A 17786-nucleotide genomic window follows, 5' to 3' on the forward strand; every position below is an offset into this window, starting at 1 on the left:
GACAGGATCGCCAGAAGACGCAGGACCAAGCAAGAAGGAGCCACACATGACGCAGCAGCCGGGCCAGGGAGAGTCTCGTGATGCGCGTGATCCGCGTGATGGACGCGGCGGCGCCGACCGCTCCCAGATTGAGGAGCTGCTGGGACAGGTGGACCTGCTTCCCTACGGCCCGCAGGGTCGCGCCCTCCTGGATGAGGCGCTGCGCCTGGTGCAGGAGTCCGGGGATGAGGAGACGGAGTACCGCATCCGCATGCGCCTGATCTCCGCAGCTCAGATGATGGGGGACACGGACGGCGTGCTCTCCAACTTCGCGTGGTGCGTGAGTCGCAACGAGCTGGACCCGGCGCGCTTTCCCACCGAGGTGGATGAGCAGGATTTGCTGTGGTTCTACAAGTGGATTCCGTCTTCGCTTGCCACGCATCCCACCTTCGCCAGGGCGGACATCCTGGACGCCCTGGCGAACATGCAGCAGCGCTACAGCCGCGAGGGCGTGGGGCAGCACGGTGTGCTGCAGGCCCGCTTCAGTGAGGCGCACCGCTCCGGCCACACGGAGGAGGCGCAGCGCTGGCGCGATGAGCTGCTGAGCACCCAGCGGGACGAATACAGCCACTGCGAGGCCTGCGTGCGGGCGGAGCAGGTGGACTTTGCGCTGGATCAGGACCGTCCGGCGGACGCGCTGCGGTTCTTTGACGAGATCATGGAGCAGGGGCTCACCTGCGGCGAGGAGCCGGAGTCGGTCATGGCGACCATGCTGCTTCCCCTGCTGCGCGCGGGCCGCCGGGAGGACGCCGAGCGGGCTCACCGCATGGGATACCGCCTGGCCAAGGACAACGTGGGCCTCATGGCCTCCATCGCTTTGCATATCGAGTTCAGCGCCGTGACGGGCAATCACGCCCGTGCCCTGTCCTTGCTTGAGCGCCACATCGGGACGCTTGCGCATGACGAACTCAACATCAACGGGCACTTCGCCACCCTGCTCTCCGTCGCCGTGGCCGCGGACATCATCGCCGGGGCGGGGCACGGGGACCTGGAGGTGCGCGGCAGCGCAGAGCCCCGCCTGGCGAGCGTGCTTGGCCCCCACGAGGGTCCCTATACGGTGGCCCAGCTGGCGCAGGCCGCCTGGTCTGCCGCCGCGCCCATCGCCGTGGCCTTTGACGCGCGCAACGGCACGGATCGCTACGCCCGCCGCATCACGGAGGCCCGCTCCCACGTCCTGGAGTCCTACCCGCTCGCCCTGAGCGAGCAACAAATCGTGCGTCACGAGCGCGCCGCGGAGCCGGTCGCCGGGGACGTGGACGGCTGGACGGATGTGGCCGTCTGGGCGGCCGTATCCGGCGACGAGCCGCGGGCTGAGGCGGCCGTGCAGAAGGCACTGGCCGCGCAGCCCACGCCCCGCCAGCGCCTGGCCCTGTGGAGCATTCGGGCCGCGCTGCTGGAGGCGGAGGAGCGAGAGCGGGCCATCAGCGAGCGCGTTGCCGCCTACCACGAGCTGGGCCTGAGCGCAGAGGCGGCCTTTGAGCGGGAGTACGGCTCCTTGGTGGCCGGCGTGATTGGCGATGAGGGCGCAGCGCAGCTCACGGCACTGTTGTCGCAGCTGGAGACGGCGGAACTGCGCGGGCGCGTGCACACCGAGCTGGGGCTGCATCAGCTCGCGGCCGGCGAGGCGCAGGAGGCCATGACGCAGTTCCTGCAAGGCGCGGAGGAGGCGGACCGTGCGGGGGATGCCGAGACGTTCCGCCGCGCCCTGATCGGTGCCTGCTGGGCCGTGCCCCTTGAAGAGGAGGACGGCGCCCTGCAGACCCGCCTGCTGGACATGGCAGAGGCCGCTGGGCCGCGCGCAAACCAGCAGTACGACGTCGCCTACTTGCGTTCCGTGGAAGCCGCGGCACTGCGCGATGACCAGGACCTGGCGGCGCAGCTTTCGCTCGCCGCAGCGGACCTGGCAGTGGCGCACCGCGCGACCGGGCCGCTGAACCAGATCACCCGGTTCCGCACCGAGCTGCTGACCGGCATGGAGCGCCACCTGGAGGCGGCGGCAGCGCAGCGCGTCTACAACCAGACGCTGCGCGAGCTTGGCCAGCCCGCGGACGTGGGCATGATGGTGGGGGAGGGCCGCTCCCTGGTCCGGGCCGGCGAGATGCAGGACGCCCTGGAGGTCCTGGCGGACGCGGGGCGGGAGATGGAAGAGAACGAGGTCACCACACCTGGGCAGTGGGCCGTGCAGGATCGTTGGTACGGCGAGGCTGCGGAGGGCTGCGAGTTCTACGGCACCGCCTTTGAGGCGTGGGAGCGCGCGGTGGAGCGCGGCGAGGAGGCCTGGGCAGAGGCACCCGAGCTGGAGGACGCGCAGCTGGCAGCGCTGGAGGCGTGCATGTCCGCACGCTCCCTGGTGGCGTTGGCCCAGCGCGCGGAGGAAGAGGACGACGTGCGCGGCTTTGGCGAGCGGGCCCTCTTCCTGGCCCGCGAGTTGGCGGAGCTGGAGCCGGGGCTGCTCCCCGTGACCCTGCAGCAGATGGGCAGGGCGTACGCCGGCGTAGGAGATGAGGCGGCACTGGAGCTACTGCAGGAGGCGGAGGACCTGGCCCGCGCAGAGGGCGCGGACTGGTTTGCGGCGGACGTACTGGATTCGCGCGGGCGCAGCCTGCTGGACCTTGGCCGCCCGGATGCTGCCATGCCCGTGCTGTTGCGCGCGGCGGATGAATACGCGTCCCAAGGGGACCAGGGCAACGCGGCGCTGGGAGAATACTCGGTGGCCCGCGTCTTGGAGGCCCAGGAAAGGGGTGAGGAGGCGCTCGCCGTCTTTAGCAACGCCCTGGAACGAGTACGTGAGGAACCCGGGCAGGTGCGCAGCGGCGTCGCCGGCGCTTATGGGGACCGCCTGGAGGCCGAGGGCCGGCTGGCAGAGGCGGAAGAAGTGCGCCGGCTCATCCTGTGAGCGTCGCCTTGGCCGGTGGATGACCCAGCACCATGAGTGAGGGAGTGAACATGAGGACCGTCCCAGAACGCGAGGACACCCGTGATGATGGGCCCATGAGCGGCTCCATGCGTGAGGTGCTTGATCACTGGCTTGGGCTCTACCGCGAGTCAACCCTCATCAAGGTCGGGGGTCTCAACGGCGAGCAGCTCTGCGAGCGCTCCGTGCCGCCCTCCTCCATGAGCCTCATCGGTGTGGTGCGCCACCTGACGGAGGTGGAGGCGTACTGGGTGCGCATGGTGTTGGAGGGGCGCGAGGACGTCCCGGACTATTACGCCACACAGGCCAGCCCGGATGGGGAGTTTGACGATGTGGACCCGGCCACCGCCGTGCAGGAGGTGGAGGCCTACCAGCGCGAGGTGGCGCAGACCCAGCAGATCCTGGACTCCTGGACGGACGTGGAGGCCCTGGCCCGCGGCCGCCGCCACGGCAAGCAGGTCAACGTGGCCTGGATCCTGACGCACCTGATAGAGGAATACGCCAGGCACCTTGGCCACATGGACCTGCTGCGCGAGCGGGTGGACGGGCGCACTGGGTACTAACTGGGTACTAAGCGGGCACCCGGCACCCGGTACCCGGCACCCGCTAGTCCAGCGGCCACTCGTGCACTGGGGTGCCCACATTCATGTGGTGCGCGTAGCGCTCCAACATGCCGCGCAGCGCGGCGGGCCGGTCAAGACCGGCGCTTTCGCGACGCGCAATCGCGTTGGTGATCCAGGTGGCGCCGTTCTGTTCGGTGATGCAGCGCTGCTCCAGGATGCCGAGGTAGCGATCAATCTCCTCCTCCGTCACCTCCAGCTCCCGCAGCCCAGTGCGGGCCAGCGGCAACAGATGGCGCAGGATGAGCTCCACGACCGGAAGCTCGCCCAAGCCGGGCCAGTACACGGTGGCCTCCAGGCCGCGCTTGGAGCATTCCAGGAAGTTCTCTGAGGCAGTCGTGAACGCCATGCGCGTCCACAGCGGCCGGTCCGCCGTGCGCAAAGCCTTGACCAGGCCAAAGAAGAAGGCCGAATTCGCCACCGTGTCCGCCAAGGTGGGGCCAGCGGGCAGCAGCCGGTTCTCCAGGCGCAGGTGAGGCTGATCCCCCGAGGGGTCGTAGATGGGACGGTTCCAGCGATACACGGTGCCGTTGTGCAGGCGCAGCTCATCCAGGGCGGGCACGCCGCTATCGGTGAGGCGGTTGGGGTCCTCGGAGAGCTCCGGGAGCAGCGCGGGGTAGTAGCGCACGTTCTCCTCAAAGAGGTCCAGGACGGAGGTGATCCAGCGCTCCCCGAACCACACGCGCGGGCGCACCCCCTGCTGTTTCAGCTCCGGCGCGCGGGTGTCGATGGCCTGCTTAAACACCTCGATCCGCGACTCCTGCCACAGCAGCTTCTCCATGAAGACCGGGGAGTTGGCGGCCAGGGCCACCTGCGGGGCCGCGATGACCTGGGCAGCGTTCCAGGTGGCGGCAAAGTTCTCTGGGGTCACCTGCACGTGCAACTGGACCGAGGTGCATGCCGCCTCAGGGGCAATGTTCTCCGCGTGGAAGCGCAGCCGCTCCGGGCCGGCGATGTCGATCAGGACGTCCTCGCCGCGGGCCTCAAGCACCTGGGAGTTCAGCGCCGCGTAGCGCTCGCCGGGTGAGATCCATTCGTCGGTGCGGCCAAAGGAGCGGCCAAGCGTGGGCAGGATTCCCACGGCAATGATCTCCGCGTCCGCCGCTGCCGCCTTCTCTTGGGCGTGGTTCAGCTCCGTGCGAAGCGAGTCCTCCAGGCTCTGCAGCCCGCCCCCGCCAATGGAGAGCGCAGGGTGATTGAACTCGATGTTGAAGGCGCCAATCTCGGTCTGGAAGGCCGGGTCCGCGATGGACTCCAGCACCTCCTGATTGCGCAGGGCCGGTTCGTAGTTCTCATCCACCAGGTTCAGTTCAAGTTCCAGGCCAATGCTGGTCCCCTCATCGAACTCTCCGCGGCGCAGCAGGGACCCCAATGTTTCGAGGTGCTCCACGAGGCGTTCGCGGTATTGACGGCGTTCTTCTCGCGTGAATGATCGCGACCTGACTTCGGCTCCCATGGCCGGGAGCGTACATGTTGTGGGGCCCCCACGTCGCGGGCGCGCCGCAGATTTCGCGGTCTGCGCGGAACATGTCGAAGGGCCGTGCGAAATGGCCAGCATCGATGCCGGGAGGACATTGACAAGGGTCCGTCTCAGGTGCCTCGCCTTCCCGACGCCGCGCGGGGTGTGGGTGCCGCGGTTTCGGTCGGCTGTGGGTGGGCGTGGGGGCGGGGTAGGGGATAGGGCCTGCGACCTGGCCCCATCACGCAGCGCCCCCGGACCGCGCATGATCAAGGCCCCCGGGGACCCGCATGATCAAGGCCCCCGGGAACCCGCATGCTCAAGGCCCCCGGACCCCGCATGCGCGGGGCCCGGGGGCCTTGAGGTCCAACAGCCGGTGGGTTCCGACCACTCCTGAACGTTCCGACTAGACCTGAGCGTTCAACCCAGGCTCAGCACCTGGAGGGGTGAACTCGGAGCCGTGACTGCTTGCCGTGACTACTTGCCGTTGGCGATAGCGTCCAGGTCCGGGTCGTTCTTGTAGGCGGTCTTGACGTTGGCCTCCGTCACCAGGACGGGGTCCAGGTACAGAGTCTTGACGTCAACGGTGCCGTTGTTGGCGGTGGAGGTGGTGGCAGGATCCTTGCCGGCCTGCAGGTCCTTGATCATGCCAACGGTCTTCTCCACCAGGGAAGTGGTGTCCTTGTTGATGGTGGAGTACTGCACGCCGGCGGCGATCGACTTCACCGACTCCTTCTCGGAGTCCTGACCCGTGATCACCGGGGTGCTCTGGCCGGCGTTCTTGGCGGAGAGCATCGCGGCGCGAGCCAGCGTGTCATTCGGGGACAGGACGCCGTCCAGCTTCTTGCCGCCCTTGTAGTTGGCGGACAGGATGGACTCGAAGCGCTGCTGGACGTTCTTGGGGTCCCAGCCCTGCGTCGCCACCTGGCTCTGCGAGGTCTGGCCGGAGGAAACGGTCAGGGTCTTGTCGTCAATCTTGGGCTGCAACACCTTCATGGCGCCCTCGAAGAACGGCTTGGAGTTGGCATCATCAGCGGAACCGGCAATCAGCTCCACGTTATACGGGCCCTTGCCCTTGCGATCCTTGAGCCCGTCAAGAAGAGCCTGGCCCTGCAGCTCGCCGACCTTCTCATTGTCATAGGCAATGTAGTAGTCAACGTTCTTGCTGTTCTGGAGCAGGCGGTCATAGGCAATGACCGTGACGCCCTGGGCCTTGGCGTTGGCCAGCTGGGTGCCCAGCTGCTTGCCGTCCACTGCACCGATGACCAGCACCTTGACGCCGGAGGTGATCATGGCGTCGATCTGCTGCTGCTGAGTGGGAGCGCCGCCGTCGCCGGCGAACTGCACCGAAGGCTTGAAGCCCGCGGCGGAGAGGTCCTTGTTGAACAGGTTCTCTGCAAGAACCCAGTTCTCCGAGGTCTTGGCGGGGAGGGAGATGCCGATCTTGGCATCCGCCGGGAAGGCCGCGGCAGCGGAGCCGCCGTCGGAGCCGGGGGTCGCACCGGTTTCGGCGCGGCCACAGCCGGTGAGGGCCAGGGCCGCGGCGGCCGTGATGGCTGCTGCTGCGGTAAGAAGCTTGCGCCTGCGCATGATGTTCTCCTTCAAGAGGTCGCCGGGGCGGTCCCGGCATAAGTGGTGTGAGCGAATGAGGTTCTTGGGGGTGTTACTTGCCGGAAGCGGCGTCTTTGGTGGAATCGATGGGCGGCACGGTGATGCCTGCCGCCGCCTGCTCCGGGGTGGGCTTGGGGCCGCCGGAGCCGCCGCCGCGCAGCGTGCGCTGCATGGCGCCGATGAGGGAGGGCTTGCCCTGCTTCTTGCTCCACACATCAAAGGCCACAGCGATCAGCAGGACCAGGCCCTTGACCACGTAGGTGGTGGACTGCGGCGAGGACATGAGCTGGAGGCCGTTGTTGAGCACGGCCATCACGAGCGCGCCAATGATGGAACCGATCACGGTGCCGACGCCGCCGGAGACTGCCGCGCCGCCGATGAAGACGGAGGCAATCGCGTCCAGTTCCCAGCCGGTGCCATCCAGCGGGCCGGAGGCCTGGGCGCGGGACACGAAGATCATGCCGGCCACCGCGGCAAGCATGGACATGTTCATCATGACGAAGAAGTCGACCTTCTTGTCGTTGATGCCAGAGAGGCGCGCGGCCTGGCGGTTGCCACCCACCGCGTAGATGGCGCGGCCGGACACGGTGCGTGAGGTCAGGAACTGGTACAGGGCCACCAGCACAATCAGGACAATGCCAACCACTGGGAAGGAGGTGCCCGGGGAACCGGTAGCGAACAGGTACGTCGCGAACGCCACCACGATGCAAATCAGTGCCACCCGCACGCCGTCGACCCATGCCGGTGCCAGCGTGGAACCGGCCTTGCGGGAGCGGGCGCGCTTACGGAAGGTGCTCCAGATCAGGTACGCAATGGCGAGCAGGCCCAGCAACAGCGTGAGGTTGTTATAGCCGGTGATCGGGCCCACCTCAGGCATGTAGCCGCCGCCGATGAACGTGAGGTCCTCGTTCACGGAGACCGTGTTCTGCTTGCCGATGATCTGGTTCACGCCGCGGAAGATCATCATTCCTGCGAGGGTGGTAATGAAGGCCGGAATGCCCACATAAGCCACCCAGAAACCCTGCCAGGCTCCCGCCAGGGCGCCCATGCCCAGGCCAATCACGATGCAGACCCACCAAGGCATGCCCCAGGTTCCTGAGGCGGTGGCCACGACGATGCCCACGAACGCGGCCACCGAACCGACTGAGAGGTCAATGTGGCCCAGGATGATGACCATGACCATGCCGATCGCCAGGACCATCACGTAGGCGTAGCCATTGACGATGTTCTGGACGTTGGACGCGATCAGGACGTTGCCGTCCGCCCACGGGGTGCCGGCCGCTTTCAGCGACGTGGCGACCTGGAAGAAGACGATCAGTGCGGCCAGCGCAAAGACCATGCCGAACTGGCGAATATTGCCGCCGAACAGCTGCTTAATGGAGTTCACAATCCGTATCTCCTGGTGCGAAGGGGTGCTCAGGCAGCCGGGGCGGCGCTGTGGCGGTCAGAGGTCATGAGGCGCATCAGGTTTTCCTGAGTTGCGTCCTCGCGGGGGAGCTCACCGGTGATGGCCCCCTCAAAAATGGTGTAAATGCGATCAGAGAGGCCCAGCAGCTCCGGCAGTTCGGAGGAGACCACAATGACCGCGCGGCCCTGCGAGGCAAGCTGCTGGATGATCGCGTAAATCTCATACTTGGCGCCCACATCGATGCCGCGGGTCGGCTCGTCCAGGATCAGCACCTGCGGGTCGGTGAAGAGCCACTTGGAGAGCACCACCTTCTGCTGGTTGCCGCCAGAGAGGGTGGCCACGCCGGCATCGATCGTGGAGGTCTTGGTGCGCAGGCGCTTGCGGTAATCCTCCGCGACCTCATATTCCTTAAACAGGTCGACGACGCCGCGGGGCGAGATTTTGCTGAGGGCGGCGGACACTGTGGTGCGTTTGATGGTGTCCAAGAGGTTCAGTCCCAGCGTCTTGCGATCCTCCGGGACGTAAGCCAGGCCGGCATGGATGGCCTTGCGAACGGTGGAGAGGTTGGCTGGCTTGCCGTGCACCCACGCCTTGCCAGAAATCTTGCGGCCGTAGCCCTCACCGAAGAGGGAACGCATGAGCTCGGTGCGTCCGGCGCCCATGAGCCCGGCAAAGCCAACAATCTCGCCGGCGCGGACCTCAAAGGCGGCGTTCTTGGAGCTGAGGCGGTCCGGGATGCGCGGGTGCTCCACGGTCCAGTCCTGGACCTTGAACAGCACCTCGCCAATCTTGGGCTCGTGATCAGGGAAGCGCGAATCCAGCGAGCGGCCCACCATGGCCTTGATGATGGAGTCCTCGTTGAAGCCGGATTCGTGATCCATGGTCGTGATGGACTTGCCGTCACGGATCACGGTCAGCGAATCCGAAATCTGCTCAATCTCGTTGAGTTTGTGGCTGATCATGATGCAGGTGATCCCGCGGCTGCGCAGCCCGTCCATGAGCTTGAGCAGGTCCTGGGAGTCCGTCTCGTTCAGAGCGGAGGTGGGCTCATCCAAGATGAGTAGCTTCACGTTTTTGGCCAGGGCCTTGGCGATCTCCACGAGCTGCTGCTTGCCGACGCCCAGCTCCTTGATCTTGGTTTCCGGCTCCTCGATCAGGCCCACCTTCTCCATGATCAGGCGCGCCCGGCGGTTAGTGTCCACCCAGTCGATCACGCCCTTGGAGGACTGCTCGTTGCCCAGGAAGATGTTCTCCGCGATGGACAGCTCGGGGATGAGCGCCAGCTCCTGGTGCACAATCACGATGCCGGCGTCCTCCGACTGCCGGATCCCGCCAAACTTGACCCCAGCGCCGTCGAACACGATGTCACCGTCGTAGGAACCGTGCGGGTAGACGCCGGAAAGCACCTTCATCAAGGTGGACTTGCCGGCGCCGTTCTCGCCACAGATGGCGTGGATCTCGCCGCGACGCACCGTCAGCGTGACGTCGTCTAGCGCAATGACCCCAGGGAAGCGCTTGGTGATGTTGCGCATCTCGAGGATCGCGTCCTGGGTTGGCATGGTGGCCACCTCTCGTGTGTGTCCCGGATCACCCGGGGAACTCGTAGAAAGTAAAACGACTTGTGGGCTTGGCGTCAAGTGTTGAAAGCAAAATGGTCTTCGGAACTACACGGCGACCGGCCCATAAAGTTCGGCGGGATCCGCTGCCGAGAGCACGGAGACGGCGCCACCAAGGGCCTCGGCTCGGTCCCGTAGGCCGGAGACCCGCACGGAGATGGTGCCGCCAATTTCTGGGACGGTGTGGCGCAGGAGCCCGCGGATCACGGGCTCCAGGAGTAGGTCACCCAGATCGCTGAGGGGGCCGCCAAGCAGGATGGTTTGCGGGTTGATGAGGCTGGCCATCTGGCCAAGCACCTTGCCGATGGAGAGGCCGGCGTCCTCCACGACCCGGCGGGTCGCCACGTCGCCGCTGAGCGCCGCGCTCACCAGTTCGTCTGTGGTGGTGGGTGGGTGGGGCGCCGCGGCCAGCGCGCGCAGCATGGAGGAGGTGCTCGCGACGGTTTCCAGGCATCCGCGGTTGCCGCAGCGGCACACCAGGCCCTGCTCCACCACGATCGTGTGCCCAATCTCGCCAGCCAGTCCGCGATAGCCGCCGTACAGCTTGCTATCCATCACCAGGCCCGTGCCGATGCCGGTGCCGATCTTGACGAAGACGAAGTTCTCGCCCGTCTCTTGATCCCCCCAGCCAAGGTGGGCCAAGGCGCCGAGGTTGGCGTCGTTGTTGACGTGGACCGGGACCTGCAGCGCGGCAGAGAGGGCCTCTGAAATGTCGATGCCCACCCATTCGGGGAGGATGGCGCCGGAGCCAATCCGGCCGGTGGCCGGGTCATAGGGTCCGGGCAGGCCGACCCCGGCGCCCAAGACCTGGGAGTGGGTCCGGCCGGCGTCCTCCAAAGCCTTGGACATGACCTCACGGGCGGCCAAAATGCCGGTCTCCGCATCGTGGCCAAGAGGGAGCGGGCGCTGCACATCCGCCACAATCTCGTGCGCGGGGGTCACGACCAGCGCGCGCACGTGGCGGCGGCCGATGTCCAGGCCAACGGCGACGTGACCCGTATCCACGAGGTGGATGTTCAGAGCGCGGCGGCCGGAGGAGGTGGTGGGGGTCAGTGTCACGCGCCCTGAGGAGTCAAGGTCCTTCACGATGCTGGCCACGGTTCCGGCGGAGAGGCCGGTGGCGCGGGTGAGCTGGGCCTGCGTTGAGGGTCCCTGTTCGCCCAAAACGGCGACGACCCGGCGCACGTTATCGCGGCGCAGGGCGGACTGAGAGCCCGGTCCTACGGACCCCAGCGAGACACCATTGACTTCAGGAGGCATGCCCACATCGTGATCTACGTCATCCTTGATGTCAAGAACTGAAGCCAACGCGGCTGGGTGTCAAGCCGCGGGGGAGGCAGTGAAACCCGCCGCCGGGCCCCGGAAACGCGACCAAGCGGCGTCGGGCACGATCAGCGGCCCAAGGCCGCGAGCCGCCGTGCGGTCCTAGCCGCCGGTGGCGGCGCGGTGACGCTCGGCGAGGCCAACGTAGGTTTCGGCGTTGCGCTTCAGCGCCTCTACCTCGTCCTCGCTCAGCTCGCGGCGGACCTTGGCGGGGGCCCCGGCGACGAGGGAGCGCGGCGGGATCTTGGTGCCCTCAAGCACCAGAGCCCCGGCGGCGATCAGCGAGTACTCGCCCACCTCGGCGTGGTTCATGATCGTGGCGGACATGCCGATCAGGCAGCCGTTGCCGATGGTGCAGCCGTGGATCACCGCGGTGTGCCCCACCGAGACGTCGTCGCCGATGCGGCACGGAGCGTCCGCGTCGGCGTGGACCACCACATTGTCTTGGAGGTTGGTGCGCGCCCCGATGCGCACGGTGCCGGAGTCGCCGCGGGCGCTGACTCCGTAAAAGGCGCTGGAGCGTTCGCCCATTTGGACGTCGCCGGAGAGCACGGCGGTGGGGGCCAGGAAGGCGGTCGGGTGGGCCAGTGGGGCGGCGTGGTCAAGTGGGATCAGGTGTGCCATGCCCGCGAGTCTAGATGGCGCCCCGCGCCCGCGCCCGCCGAAGCGCGCACTAGACTTGCCCAGTCATGGATTGCGCGTATTTTGATGCCGGCCGCTGCCGCTCCTGCACCCTCATGGGCGTGCCGCACCCGCAACAGCTTGAGCTGAAGCAGGGGCGCACCGCCCAACTGCTCGGGGCGGTCCCCGGCCTGCGCTGGGACGAGCCGTTTGCCGGGGCAGAGGCGGGGTTCCGTAATCGCGCCAAGATGGTGGTGGGCGGCACCTGGCGCAAGCCCACGCTGGGGATCCTGGACGCGGAGGGCCACGGGGTTGACCTGCGCCGCTGCGGCGTCATTGATCCTGCCATCACGGACATTCTTCCGGCCATCGCCACCTTTATTCGCGTGGCCAGGTTGCACCCGTACGACGTCCCGACGCGCCGCGGCGAGCTCAAACACGTCCTCGTGACGGCCAATCCGCGCGGGGAACTCATGCTTCGCTTTGTGGTGCGCAGCCAGGACGGGGTGGACGCGATTCGCGCCGATCTGCCCGGGCTGCTTCAGCGCCTTCCCCAGGTGCTGGTGGTCACCGCCAACCTGCTGCCCCAGCACATCGCAGCGCTGGAGGGGGCGCAGGAGGTGCACCTTTCTGGGCCCGCGACCCTGGACATGCCGGTGGGCGGCCTGCACCTGCGCCTGCGCCCGCAGGGCTTTTTCCAGACCAATACCGAGGTGGCTGCGGCGCTCTACGCGCAGGCTGCCGAGTGGATCAATGAGGCTGCCCCGGCCTCCGTGTGGGACCTGTATTGCGGCGTGGGCGGCTTTGCGCTGAGCGCAGCGGCGCCCGGACGCCAGGTGCTCGGCGTGGAGATTTCCGCAGAGGCGGTGGAGGGTGCCAGGGCGGCGGCGTCGCAGGCCATGCTCGACGGCGTTCGGTTCCGTTCCGGTGACGCGACGGCTTTTGCGCAGGGTTCGTCCGCGGACGAACAACCCGAGCTGATTGTGGTCAACCCGCCGCGGCGTGGGCTGGGGGAGCGGTTGGCCTCCTGGCTCAACGAGTGTGCGGCGAGCACGGTGGTGTACTCCAGTTGCAATGCGGAGAGCCTGGCCAAGGATCTGGAGCGCATGCCCGGCTGGCGGCCAGTGCGGGCCCGGGTGATGGACATGTTCCCGCAGACGGATCACTTTGAGGTCATCACGTTGCTGCGACGGGCGTAGCTTCGCGGTCCGTGGTGGGCCGGCCGGGACGTTTGCGGCCCACGTTCGAGGTGTGCGGCGTGTGGCGGGCGGTTTGCGGCCCACGTTCGAGGTGTGCGGCGCCCGGTGGAGCCGCAAACCTGGATCCGGAGCCGCAAACCTGGGCTGGCCGGGGATGTGTCTGACCGGGGAAGTGGCCCAGAAGTACGTCCGTGAAGAGCTTGACCCTCACACAGTGTGAGGCGGAATCGTCGGAGACATCATGTTCAGCATCGGAGAGTTCGCATCGATTGGCAGGGTGTCCGTCAGGATGCTGCGCCACTACGACGAGATAGGCCTGCTTGCCCCGGCCCGAGTGGATCCTCACACCGGATACCGCTCCTACCAGGGCAGCCAGTTTGCCGTTCTTGGACGCATTCTTGCGTTCAAGGACCTGGGATTCCGACTCGATGAGGTGACGCGGATGGTGCACGGCGGCGTTGATGAGCGCGCCCTGCACCAGTTGCTCGCCGCACGACGCTCGGAGTTGGCACATCAGCTTGACCTCGACGCAGCCCGGCTACGCCGGCTCGACGCGCGCCTTCGTCACTTAGAAGGAGAACCACTCATGTCCACCATCGCTACCGACCTCAAGCCCCTGCCCGCCGCGCGCGTGGCCCAAGCGAGCGCCGTCGCCCAGGGTTTTGGGCCAGAGAACATCACGCCGATCATCGGGCCGCTGTTCGGCCGCCTGGCCGGAGCGCTCGACGACGCTGGGGTCAGTTTTGGGCCCGAATCCCTCGCCATGTATGAAGCGATCGAATCCGGTGCAGGGGAGGAGGTGCGCGCGTACGCCGCCTTCCCCGTGGGGAAGCACGTTGGTGAGGGCGAGGGTTTCTCCATCGCCGAGGTGCCGGCGGTGCCGCTAGCCGCCACCACCGTGCACTACGGATCCATGGACACTATCGGCGAGTCATGGGAGGCGCTGCACGCCTGGATCGAGGAGAACGGCTACGAGCTGGCCGGTGTGTGCCGCGAGCTGTATGTGGTCTCCGAGCCGGAGGAACAACAGAACTGGGTGACGGAGTTGCAGCAGCCCGTGGCCAAGGCCCAAGGGTCACGCGGCCCGAACGGCGCGTGACAGCCTGATTCCAGACAAGGAGGGGCCGGGCACCATCATGGCGCCCGGCCCCTCCTTGCGCTGAAGAGTGTTAGTTGAACTGACCCAGCGTGGCCTCGTCGGCCAGCCCGGAGCCCGCGCGTGAGCCCACCTCCACCGCCACCACGGAGAGGATGGCGCCAACGGCCACTGCCGTGACGGACCAGACGCCCGGGACCACAACGGCGGCGGCCATGACGGCCACGCCGAGCAGGAAGAAGCCGCTTCCGACTCCGCTGAGAGACTTGCGCAGCGTGAGCCACCAGACGGCCAGGAAGAACACGGCCACCGGGACGCTGAGGGTGGCCGCCCCCACGATCTCGTTGAGGTGAGCCTCCCCACCGATGTAGTCGATGGCGACCTCGATGCCGGCAGAGAACGCTCCGGCGGCCGCGAAGATGAAGTAGTGGAAGTAGCCAAAGGTCACCGACGAGCGGATTCCGTCGATGTGCTCGTGGTGCTCGCGGGCAAAGTAGACCCACCACATGCCCGCGGCGATCAACAGGCCGGACCCGGAGATGATCAGCAGGTCGTTGAGGTGATGGCCGGTCTCGATCGCATCCACCACGGCGTTGGTGGAGGCCAGGATGGACTCGCCCAGCAGGATGAGCGTGAACAGGCCGTAGCGCTCGGTGATGTGGTGCGCATTCCACGGCGTGGTCTTTTTGCTCTCTGCAAACAGCGGCACCGAAATCTCGATCAATGCCAAGACGATAAAGGCAATGACACCCAGCGACTTGGGCACAAAGAGGTATCCAACCCACATCACCTGGATGATCACAATGCCGATCGCGTAGCGATAGGCGGTGGGCCGGTACTCCGGGTTGTTCGCCGCTGCGCGCAGCCACTGGCCCACCAGGGCCAGGCGCATGATGATGTAGCCAATCACGCCGAGGGAGAAGTCGCCCTCTTCCATGGCCCGTGAAGCGCCGGCGGCAAGGATCAGCACACCACCCATCTGCAGGACCGTCAAGACCCGGTACAGCCAGTCATCTGTCCCGAAGGAGGTGGCGAACCAGGTGAAGTTCATCCACGCCCACCAGATCGCGAAGAAGATCATGAGGTAGCCCACGACCCCCTCTGCGGCGTGGCCATGCGTCTCCATGTGGTGCAGCTGGGCGGAGGAGAAGGCCACAGCGACCACAAAGACCAGGTCAAAGAACAGCTCAAGCGGGCTGGCTGCGCGGTGGGGTTCGTTGGGGTCCCGGGGCTTCATCCGGGAGAGCCCAAAGCGGGGCAGGACGGAGGCGGCCGGCTGGTGATGATCAGTAGGCATAGCGGAGTTCGATTCTGTGAAGACGAGTGGCGGTGAGCGATGTCCCGGGGAAGCCCGGGGAAGAGTATGCCACGCGCTGGCTCGGCCAGTCGGGGATCCGCGCGGGGGTTGCGTTAGTCCGGTGCTGGCTGCGGCATTGGCTGAGCTCGCAACGGTGGCCCACCTCGCGGCAGCGCCCACCCACCCCCAAACACTTCCCGTTCTCGCCCACGGCGGAATAGCTCGCGCGCCACCGCCGTTGAAGCCTGCATGAGTGCCACGGAAGACGCCGCCCTGGAACGCCTGCTTGCGGACTTTGAGTGGCGGGTCGATTCGTCGGTGCGCCATCAGGTCTCTGCCAGCCGGCCATTTGTGGTGACGCCCGGCTCCACGACCCTGGTGTACGTCCTCAGCGGCGCGCTGCACCCGGGCTCCTCCGCCGCCCAGCCCCGCACGGAGGCGCCGTTGATCCCGGGGGACCTCTCGCTCTTCTCCGGCCGCTCGCCGGCCACTCTGCTGGGTGAAGGCACCGAGGAGAGCACTGTGGTGGTCACCAAGCTGCGGCCGGCCCCGGGTGCTGAGGGCATCGCCGACGCGCTCCCGGAGGTGCTGACCCTGCGTGGGCTCCCGGCCGAGGAGCCCGCCATCGCCGCACTCGCTGCCTCCATGGCACCGCCCCAGGCATGCAGCATGTCGCGGGTGGGGGACGCGACGGTCTGCGCCCGCATCGTCACCACCATCGTGACCGTCGCGTTGCGCTCGTGGACGCAGCACGGGTGCGCTCCCGTCGGATGGCTGGCCGGGGCCAGGGACCCGCAGCTGGGGCGTGTGCTCGAGGCCATCCGCAGCGATCCCGGGCGCCAGTGGACGGTGGGCCAACTCGCCGCGATCGGCGCCATGTCTCGCACGGTCTTTGCCGAGCGATTCCGCGAGCTCATGGGGACCTCGCCGGCCAGCTACGTCACCTCGGTGCGCATGGCGGCGGCCAAAAACCTTCTGGCGCCGCAGGGCCCCACGATCGCGGAGACGGCGCACCTGCTTGGCTACGAATCCGAGGGCGGATTCAGCCGAGCGTTCCGCCGCCACGCCGGGATCTCACCGTCCACCTGGCGTCGCGATCGCGACCGCAGCCCAGAACTGGTCGGCTAAGCGGGCCCGGCCACGCGGCGTCGGGCACAGGGTTGAAAGGCCCAGCGCCCGACGCCGCGTGCGCACCGCCCGCTGTCAGCGTTGCGTTGAGCGGGCGGCCGCGCCAAAGAGCACCGAACCGGCCGCGAGGATCACGCCGGCCGCCAGGAACGTGGGCACCACTCCGGCGGCGTCCACGACCAGGCCGCCCAGCGCCGCACCCAGCATGATCGCGAGCTGGAAGCCGGTGACCACCAGGCCGCCTCCGGACTCCAGGCGGTCTGGGGCTGTGCGACCAATCCAGGTGTTGATGACCACCAGCCAGGCGCCAAATCCGGCGCCCCAGAGCAGTACGGCGATCGCGACGGCGGCCAGGGAGCCGGGCAGGAGCGCGACCGCAAAGACGCCGAGGGCGATGAGCCCGGGAACGCCGTATGCCATGGCGATCAGGTGCCTGTCCACGAGGCGTCCCACGATGATGTTTCCGGCAAATCCGCCCACCCCGTACAGAACCAGCAACAGCGCCAAGGAGGTGGGCGTGATGCCGTCCACGCGTTCAAGGGCCAGGCGCATGAACGTGTATGCGGCGATTTGGCCCAGCACCGTGAGGACGTGGCCCAGCAGGCCAAGGCGAATGCCGGGGCGGCGCAGGGTGTCGATCAGCTGCCGCAGGCCGGTGCCGGGGGTAGCAGGCACGGGCGGAAGGACCAGGCGCAACAGGAGCGCGGCAAGGACAGAGAGCACCGCGGCGCCCACGAAGATCACGCGCCAATCGGCGAACGTGCTGATGACCACCGCGATGGGGACGCCGGCCACCGTGGCCACGGAGGTGCCAAGGGTGACCCTGGACATAGCTCTGCCCAGGCGGTCCGGGCTCGCGAGCGAGGACGCCACCGCCATGGACATGGCCCAGAATCCGCTCAGCGCAGCCCCGAGCAGCACCCTGGCCGCCAGCACCAACCAGAGATTCGGGGCCAGCGCCACCCCAAGATTGGAGACCGCGGCGACCAGCGCCAGGATCACCAGGAGCTTGCGCCGGTCCATGCGGGGGACCAGCGCGGCGACCGTGGGCGCCACAAGGAAGCCAACAAACGCGGTGACCGTGACGGTCTGGCCCGCCTGGCCCGGCGTGACGCCCAGGGACTGCGCCATGGGAGTCAGGATGCCGCTGGGGATGAACTCCGCGACCACCAGGACAAAGCTGGTGAGCATCATGACGGCCAGGCCCAGGGGGTTCATGTGGCTGGCCGGCGCGGGTGGGGACTGCGGCGGGTGGTGGCCGGCGGCGTGCTTGGTGGGAGGCGCCTCGGCGGCCAAGGGGTTGGCTTGCGGGGGATTCGGTGAGGTCATGACTCCAGTCTGGTCTGTTCCGCCCCGCCGGACTCGACGGTGCGTCCGGATGATCGCACCGTTCGTCCGGGGTCCGGGGCCCGGGGCCCGCTTGCCACGGTCCGCTTGCCCCCGGCCCACCCCTGC

General features: G+C 67.5%; 13 protein-coding genes. 5 read left to right on the plus strand and 8 right to left on the minus strand.

All coding sequences use genetic code 11. The annotated features are described in order from the left end of the window. Positions 1 to 46: 46 nt before the first annotated feature. Together DWQ67_RS13140 and DWQ67_RS13145 are read left to right on the plus strand one after the other, a co-directional pair. Complete coding sequence (locus DWQ67_RS13140; protein ID WP_121486058.1) at positions 47 to 2935, plus strand: hypothetical protein; 2889 nt, start codon at positions 47 to 49, stop codon at positions 2933 to 2935. Between the two features lie 50 nt (positions 2936 to 2985). After that, a complete protein-coding gene (locus tag DWQ67_RS13145; RefSeq protein ID WP_158595461.1) occupies positions 2986 to 3516 on the plus strand; it encodes a DinB family protein in 531 nt (176 codons plus the stop codon). Between the two features lie 43 nt (positions 3517 to 3559). Here DWQ67_RS13145 and DWQ67_RS13150 read toward each other — a convergent pair whose 3' ends face one another. The 6 genes from DWQ67_RS13150 to DWQ67_RS13175 all read right to left on the minus strand — a co-directional run bounded on the left by DWQ67_RS13150 (position 3560) and on the right by DWQ67_RS13175 (position 11614). Continuing rightward, the gene (locus tag DWQ67_RS13150; RefSeq protein WP_121486060.1) at positions 3560 to 5029 is read right to left on the minus strand and encodes a glutamate--cysteine ligase; all 1470 of its coding nucleotides are present in this window, start codon (positions 5027 to 5029) and stop codon (positions 3560 to 3562) included. A gap of 480 nt (positions 5030 to 5509) precedes the next feature. Further along, entirely contained in the window at positions 5510 to 6622 is a 1113-nt protein-coding gene (locus DWQ67_RS13155) for a substrate-binding domain-containing protein (RefSeq protein ID WP_121486061.1), read from the minus strand. A 73-nt stretch (positions 6623 to 6695) separates the two neighbouring features. After that, positions 6696 to 8030, minus strand: a complete 1335-nt coding sequence (locus DWQ67_RS13160; RefSeq protein ID WP_121486062.1) for an ABC transporter permease subunit — start codon at positions 8028 to 8030, stop codon at positions 6696 to 6698. A gap of 29 nt (positions 8031 to 8059) precedes the next feature. Next, positions 8060 to 9610 (minus strand): multiple monosaccharide ABC transporter ATP-binding protein, encoded by a 1551-nt coding sequence (mmsA, locus tag DWQ67_RS13165; protein WP_121486063.1) that lies wholly within the window; start codon positions 9608 to 9610, stop codon positions 8060 to 8062. Positions 9611 to 9715: 105 nt separating this feature from the next. After that, a complete protein-coding gene (locus DWQ67_RS13170) occupies positions 9716 to 10927 on the minus strand; it encodes an ROK family transcriptional regulator (RefSeq protein WP_121486090.1) in 1212 nt (403 codons plus the stop codon). Positions 10928 to 11092: 165 nt separating this feature from the next. Continuing rightward, entirely contained in the window at positions 11093 to 11614 is a 522-nt protein-coding gene (locus DWQ67_RS13175; protein ID WP_121486064.1) for a gamma carbonic anhydrase family protein, read from the minus strand. Between the two features lie 65 nt (positions 11615 to 11679). Here DWQ67_RS13175 and rlmC point away from each other — a divergent pair, with 65 nt between their 5' ends. Together rlmC and DWQ67_RS13185 are read left to right on the plus strand one after the other, a co-directional pair. Then, positions 11680 to 12810: a 23S rRNA (uracil(747)-C(5))-methyltransferase RlmC gene (gene rlmC / locus DWQ67_RS13180; RefSeq protein ID WP_121486065.1), complete on the plus strand. Its 1131-nt coding sequence runs from the start codon at positions 11680 to 11682 to the stop codon at positions 12808 to 12810. A gap of 241 nt (positions 12811 to 13051) precedes the next feature. Then, positions 13052 to 13909: a MerR family transcriptional regulator gene (locus DWQ67_RS13185; RefSeq protein ID WP_121486066.1), complete on the plus strand. Its 858-nt coding sequence runs from the start codon at positions 13052 to 13054 to the stop codon at positions 13907 to 13909. A 70-nt stretch (positions 13910 to 13979) separates the two neighbouring features. Here the strand turns inward: DWQ67_RS13185 and DWQ67_RS13190 are convergent, their stop codons facing one another. Further along, on the minus strand, positions 13980 to 15203 hold the full coding sequence (locus DWQ67_RS13190; protein ID WP_233556101.1) for a low temperature requirement protein A: 1224 nt from the start codon (positions 15201 to 15203) through the stop codon (positions 13980 to 13982). A 249-nt stretch (positions 15204 to 15452) separates the two neighbouring features. Between DWQ67_RS13190 and DWQ67_RS13930 the strand changes: the two genes are divergently transcribed. Beyond that, positions 15453 to 16331, plus strand: a complete 879-nt coding sequence (locus DWQ67_RS13930; protein ID WP_199712725.1) for a helix-turn-helix transcriptional regulator — start codon at positions 15453 to 15455, stop codon at positions 16329 to 16331. A 75-nt stretch (positions 16332 to 16406) separates the two neighbouring features. Here DWQ67_RS13930 and DWQ67_RS13200 read toward each other — a convergent pair whose 3' ends face one another. Beyond that, entirely contained in the window at positions 16407 to 17660 is a 1254-nt protein-coding gene (locus tag DWQ67_RS13200) for an MFS transporter (protein WP_233556102.1), read from the minus strand. Positions 17661 to 17786 lie beyond the last annotated feature (126 nt).

The organism is Galactobacter caseinivorans (assembly GCF_003640665.1).
GTDB classification, from domain to species: domain Bacteria; phylum Actinomycetota; class Actinomycetes; order Actinomycetales; family Micrococcaceae; genus Galactobacter; species Galactobacter caseinivorans.

Excerpts from the sequence above, each read along its gene's own strand:
- DWQ67_RS13140 (WP_121486058.1), top strand. The coding sequence starts at position 47 with ATGACGCAGCAGCCGGGCCAGGGAGAGTCTCGTGATGCGCGTGATCCG.
- DWQ67_RS13145 (WP_158595461.1), top strand. The coding sequence starts at position 2,986 with ATGAGGACCGTCCCAGAACGCGAGGACACCCGTGATGATGGGCCCATG.
- DWQ67_RS13930 (WP_199712725.1), top strand. The coding sequence starts at position 15,453 with ATGAGTGCCACGGAAGACGCCGCCCTGGAACGCCTGCTTGCGGACTTT.
- DWQ67_RS13200 (WP_233556102.1), bottom strand. The coding sequence starts at position 17,660 with ATGACCTCACCGAATCCCCCGCAAGCCAACCCCTTGGCCGCCGAGGCG.
- rlmC (WP_121486065.1), top strand. The coding sequence starts at position 11,680 with ATGGATTGCGCGTATTTTGATGCCGGCCGCTGCCGCTCCTGCACCCTC.
- DWQ67_RS13150 (WP_121486060.1), bottom strand. The coding sequence starts at position 5,029 with ATGGGAGCCGAAGTCAGGTCGCGATCATTCACGCGAGAAGAACGCCGT.
- DWQ67_RS13175 (WP_121486064.1), bottom strand. The coding sequence starts at position 11,614 with ATGGCACACCTGATCCCACTTGACCACGCCGCCCCACTGGCCCACCCG.
- DWQ67_RS13185 (WP_121486066.1), top strand. The coding sequence starts at position 13,052 with ATGTTCAGCATCGGAGAGTTCGCATCGATTGGCAGGGTGTCCGTCAGG.
- DWQ67_RS13190 (WP_233556101.1), bottom strand. The coding sequence starts at position 15,203 with ATGCCTACTGATCATCACCAGCCGGCCGCCTCCGTCCTGCCCCGCTTT.
- DWQ67_RS13155 (WP_121486061.1), bottom strand. The coding sequence starts at position 6,622 with ATGCGCAGGCGCAAGCTTCTTACCGCAGCAGCAGCCATCACGGCCGCC.
- mmsA (WP_121486063.1), bottom strand. The coding sequence starts at position 9,610 with ATGCCAACCCAGGACGCGATCCTCGAGATGCGCAACATCACCAAGCGC.
- DWQ67_RS13170 (WP_121486090.1), bottom strand. The coding sequence starts at position 10,927 with ATGCCTCCTGAAGTCAATGGTGTCTCGCTGGGGTCCGTAGGACCGGGC.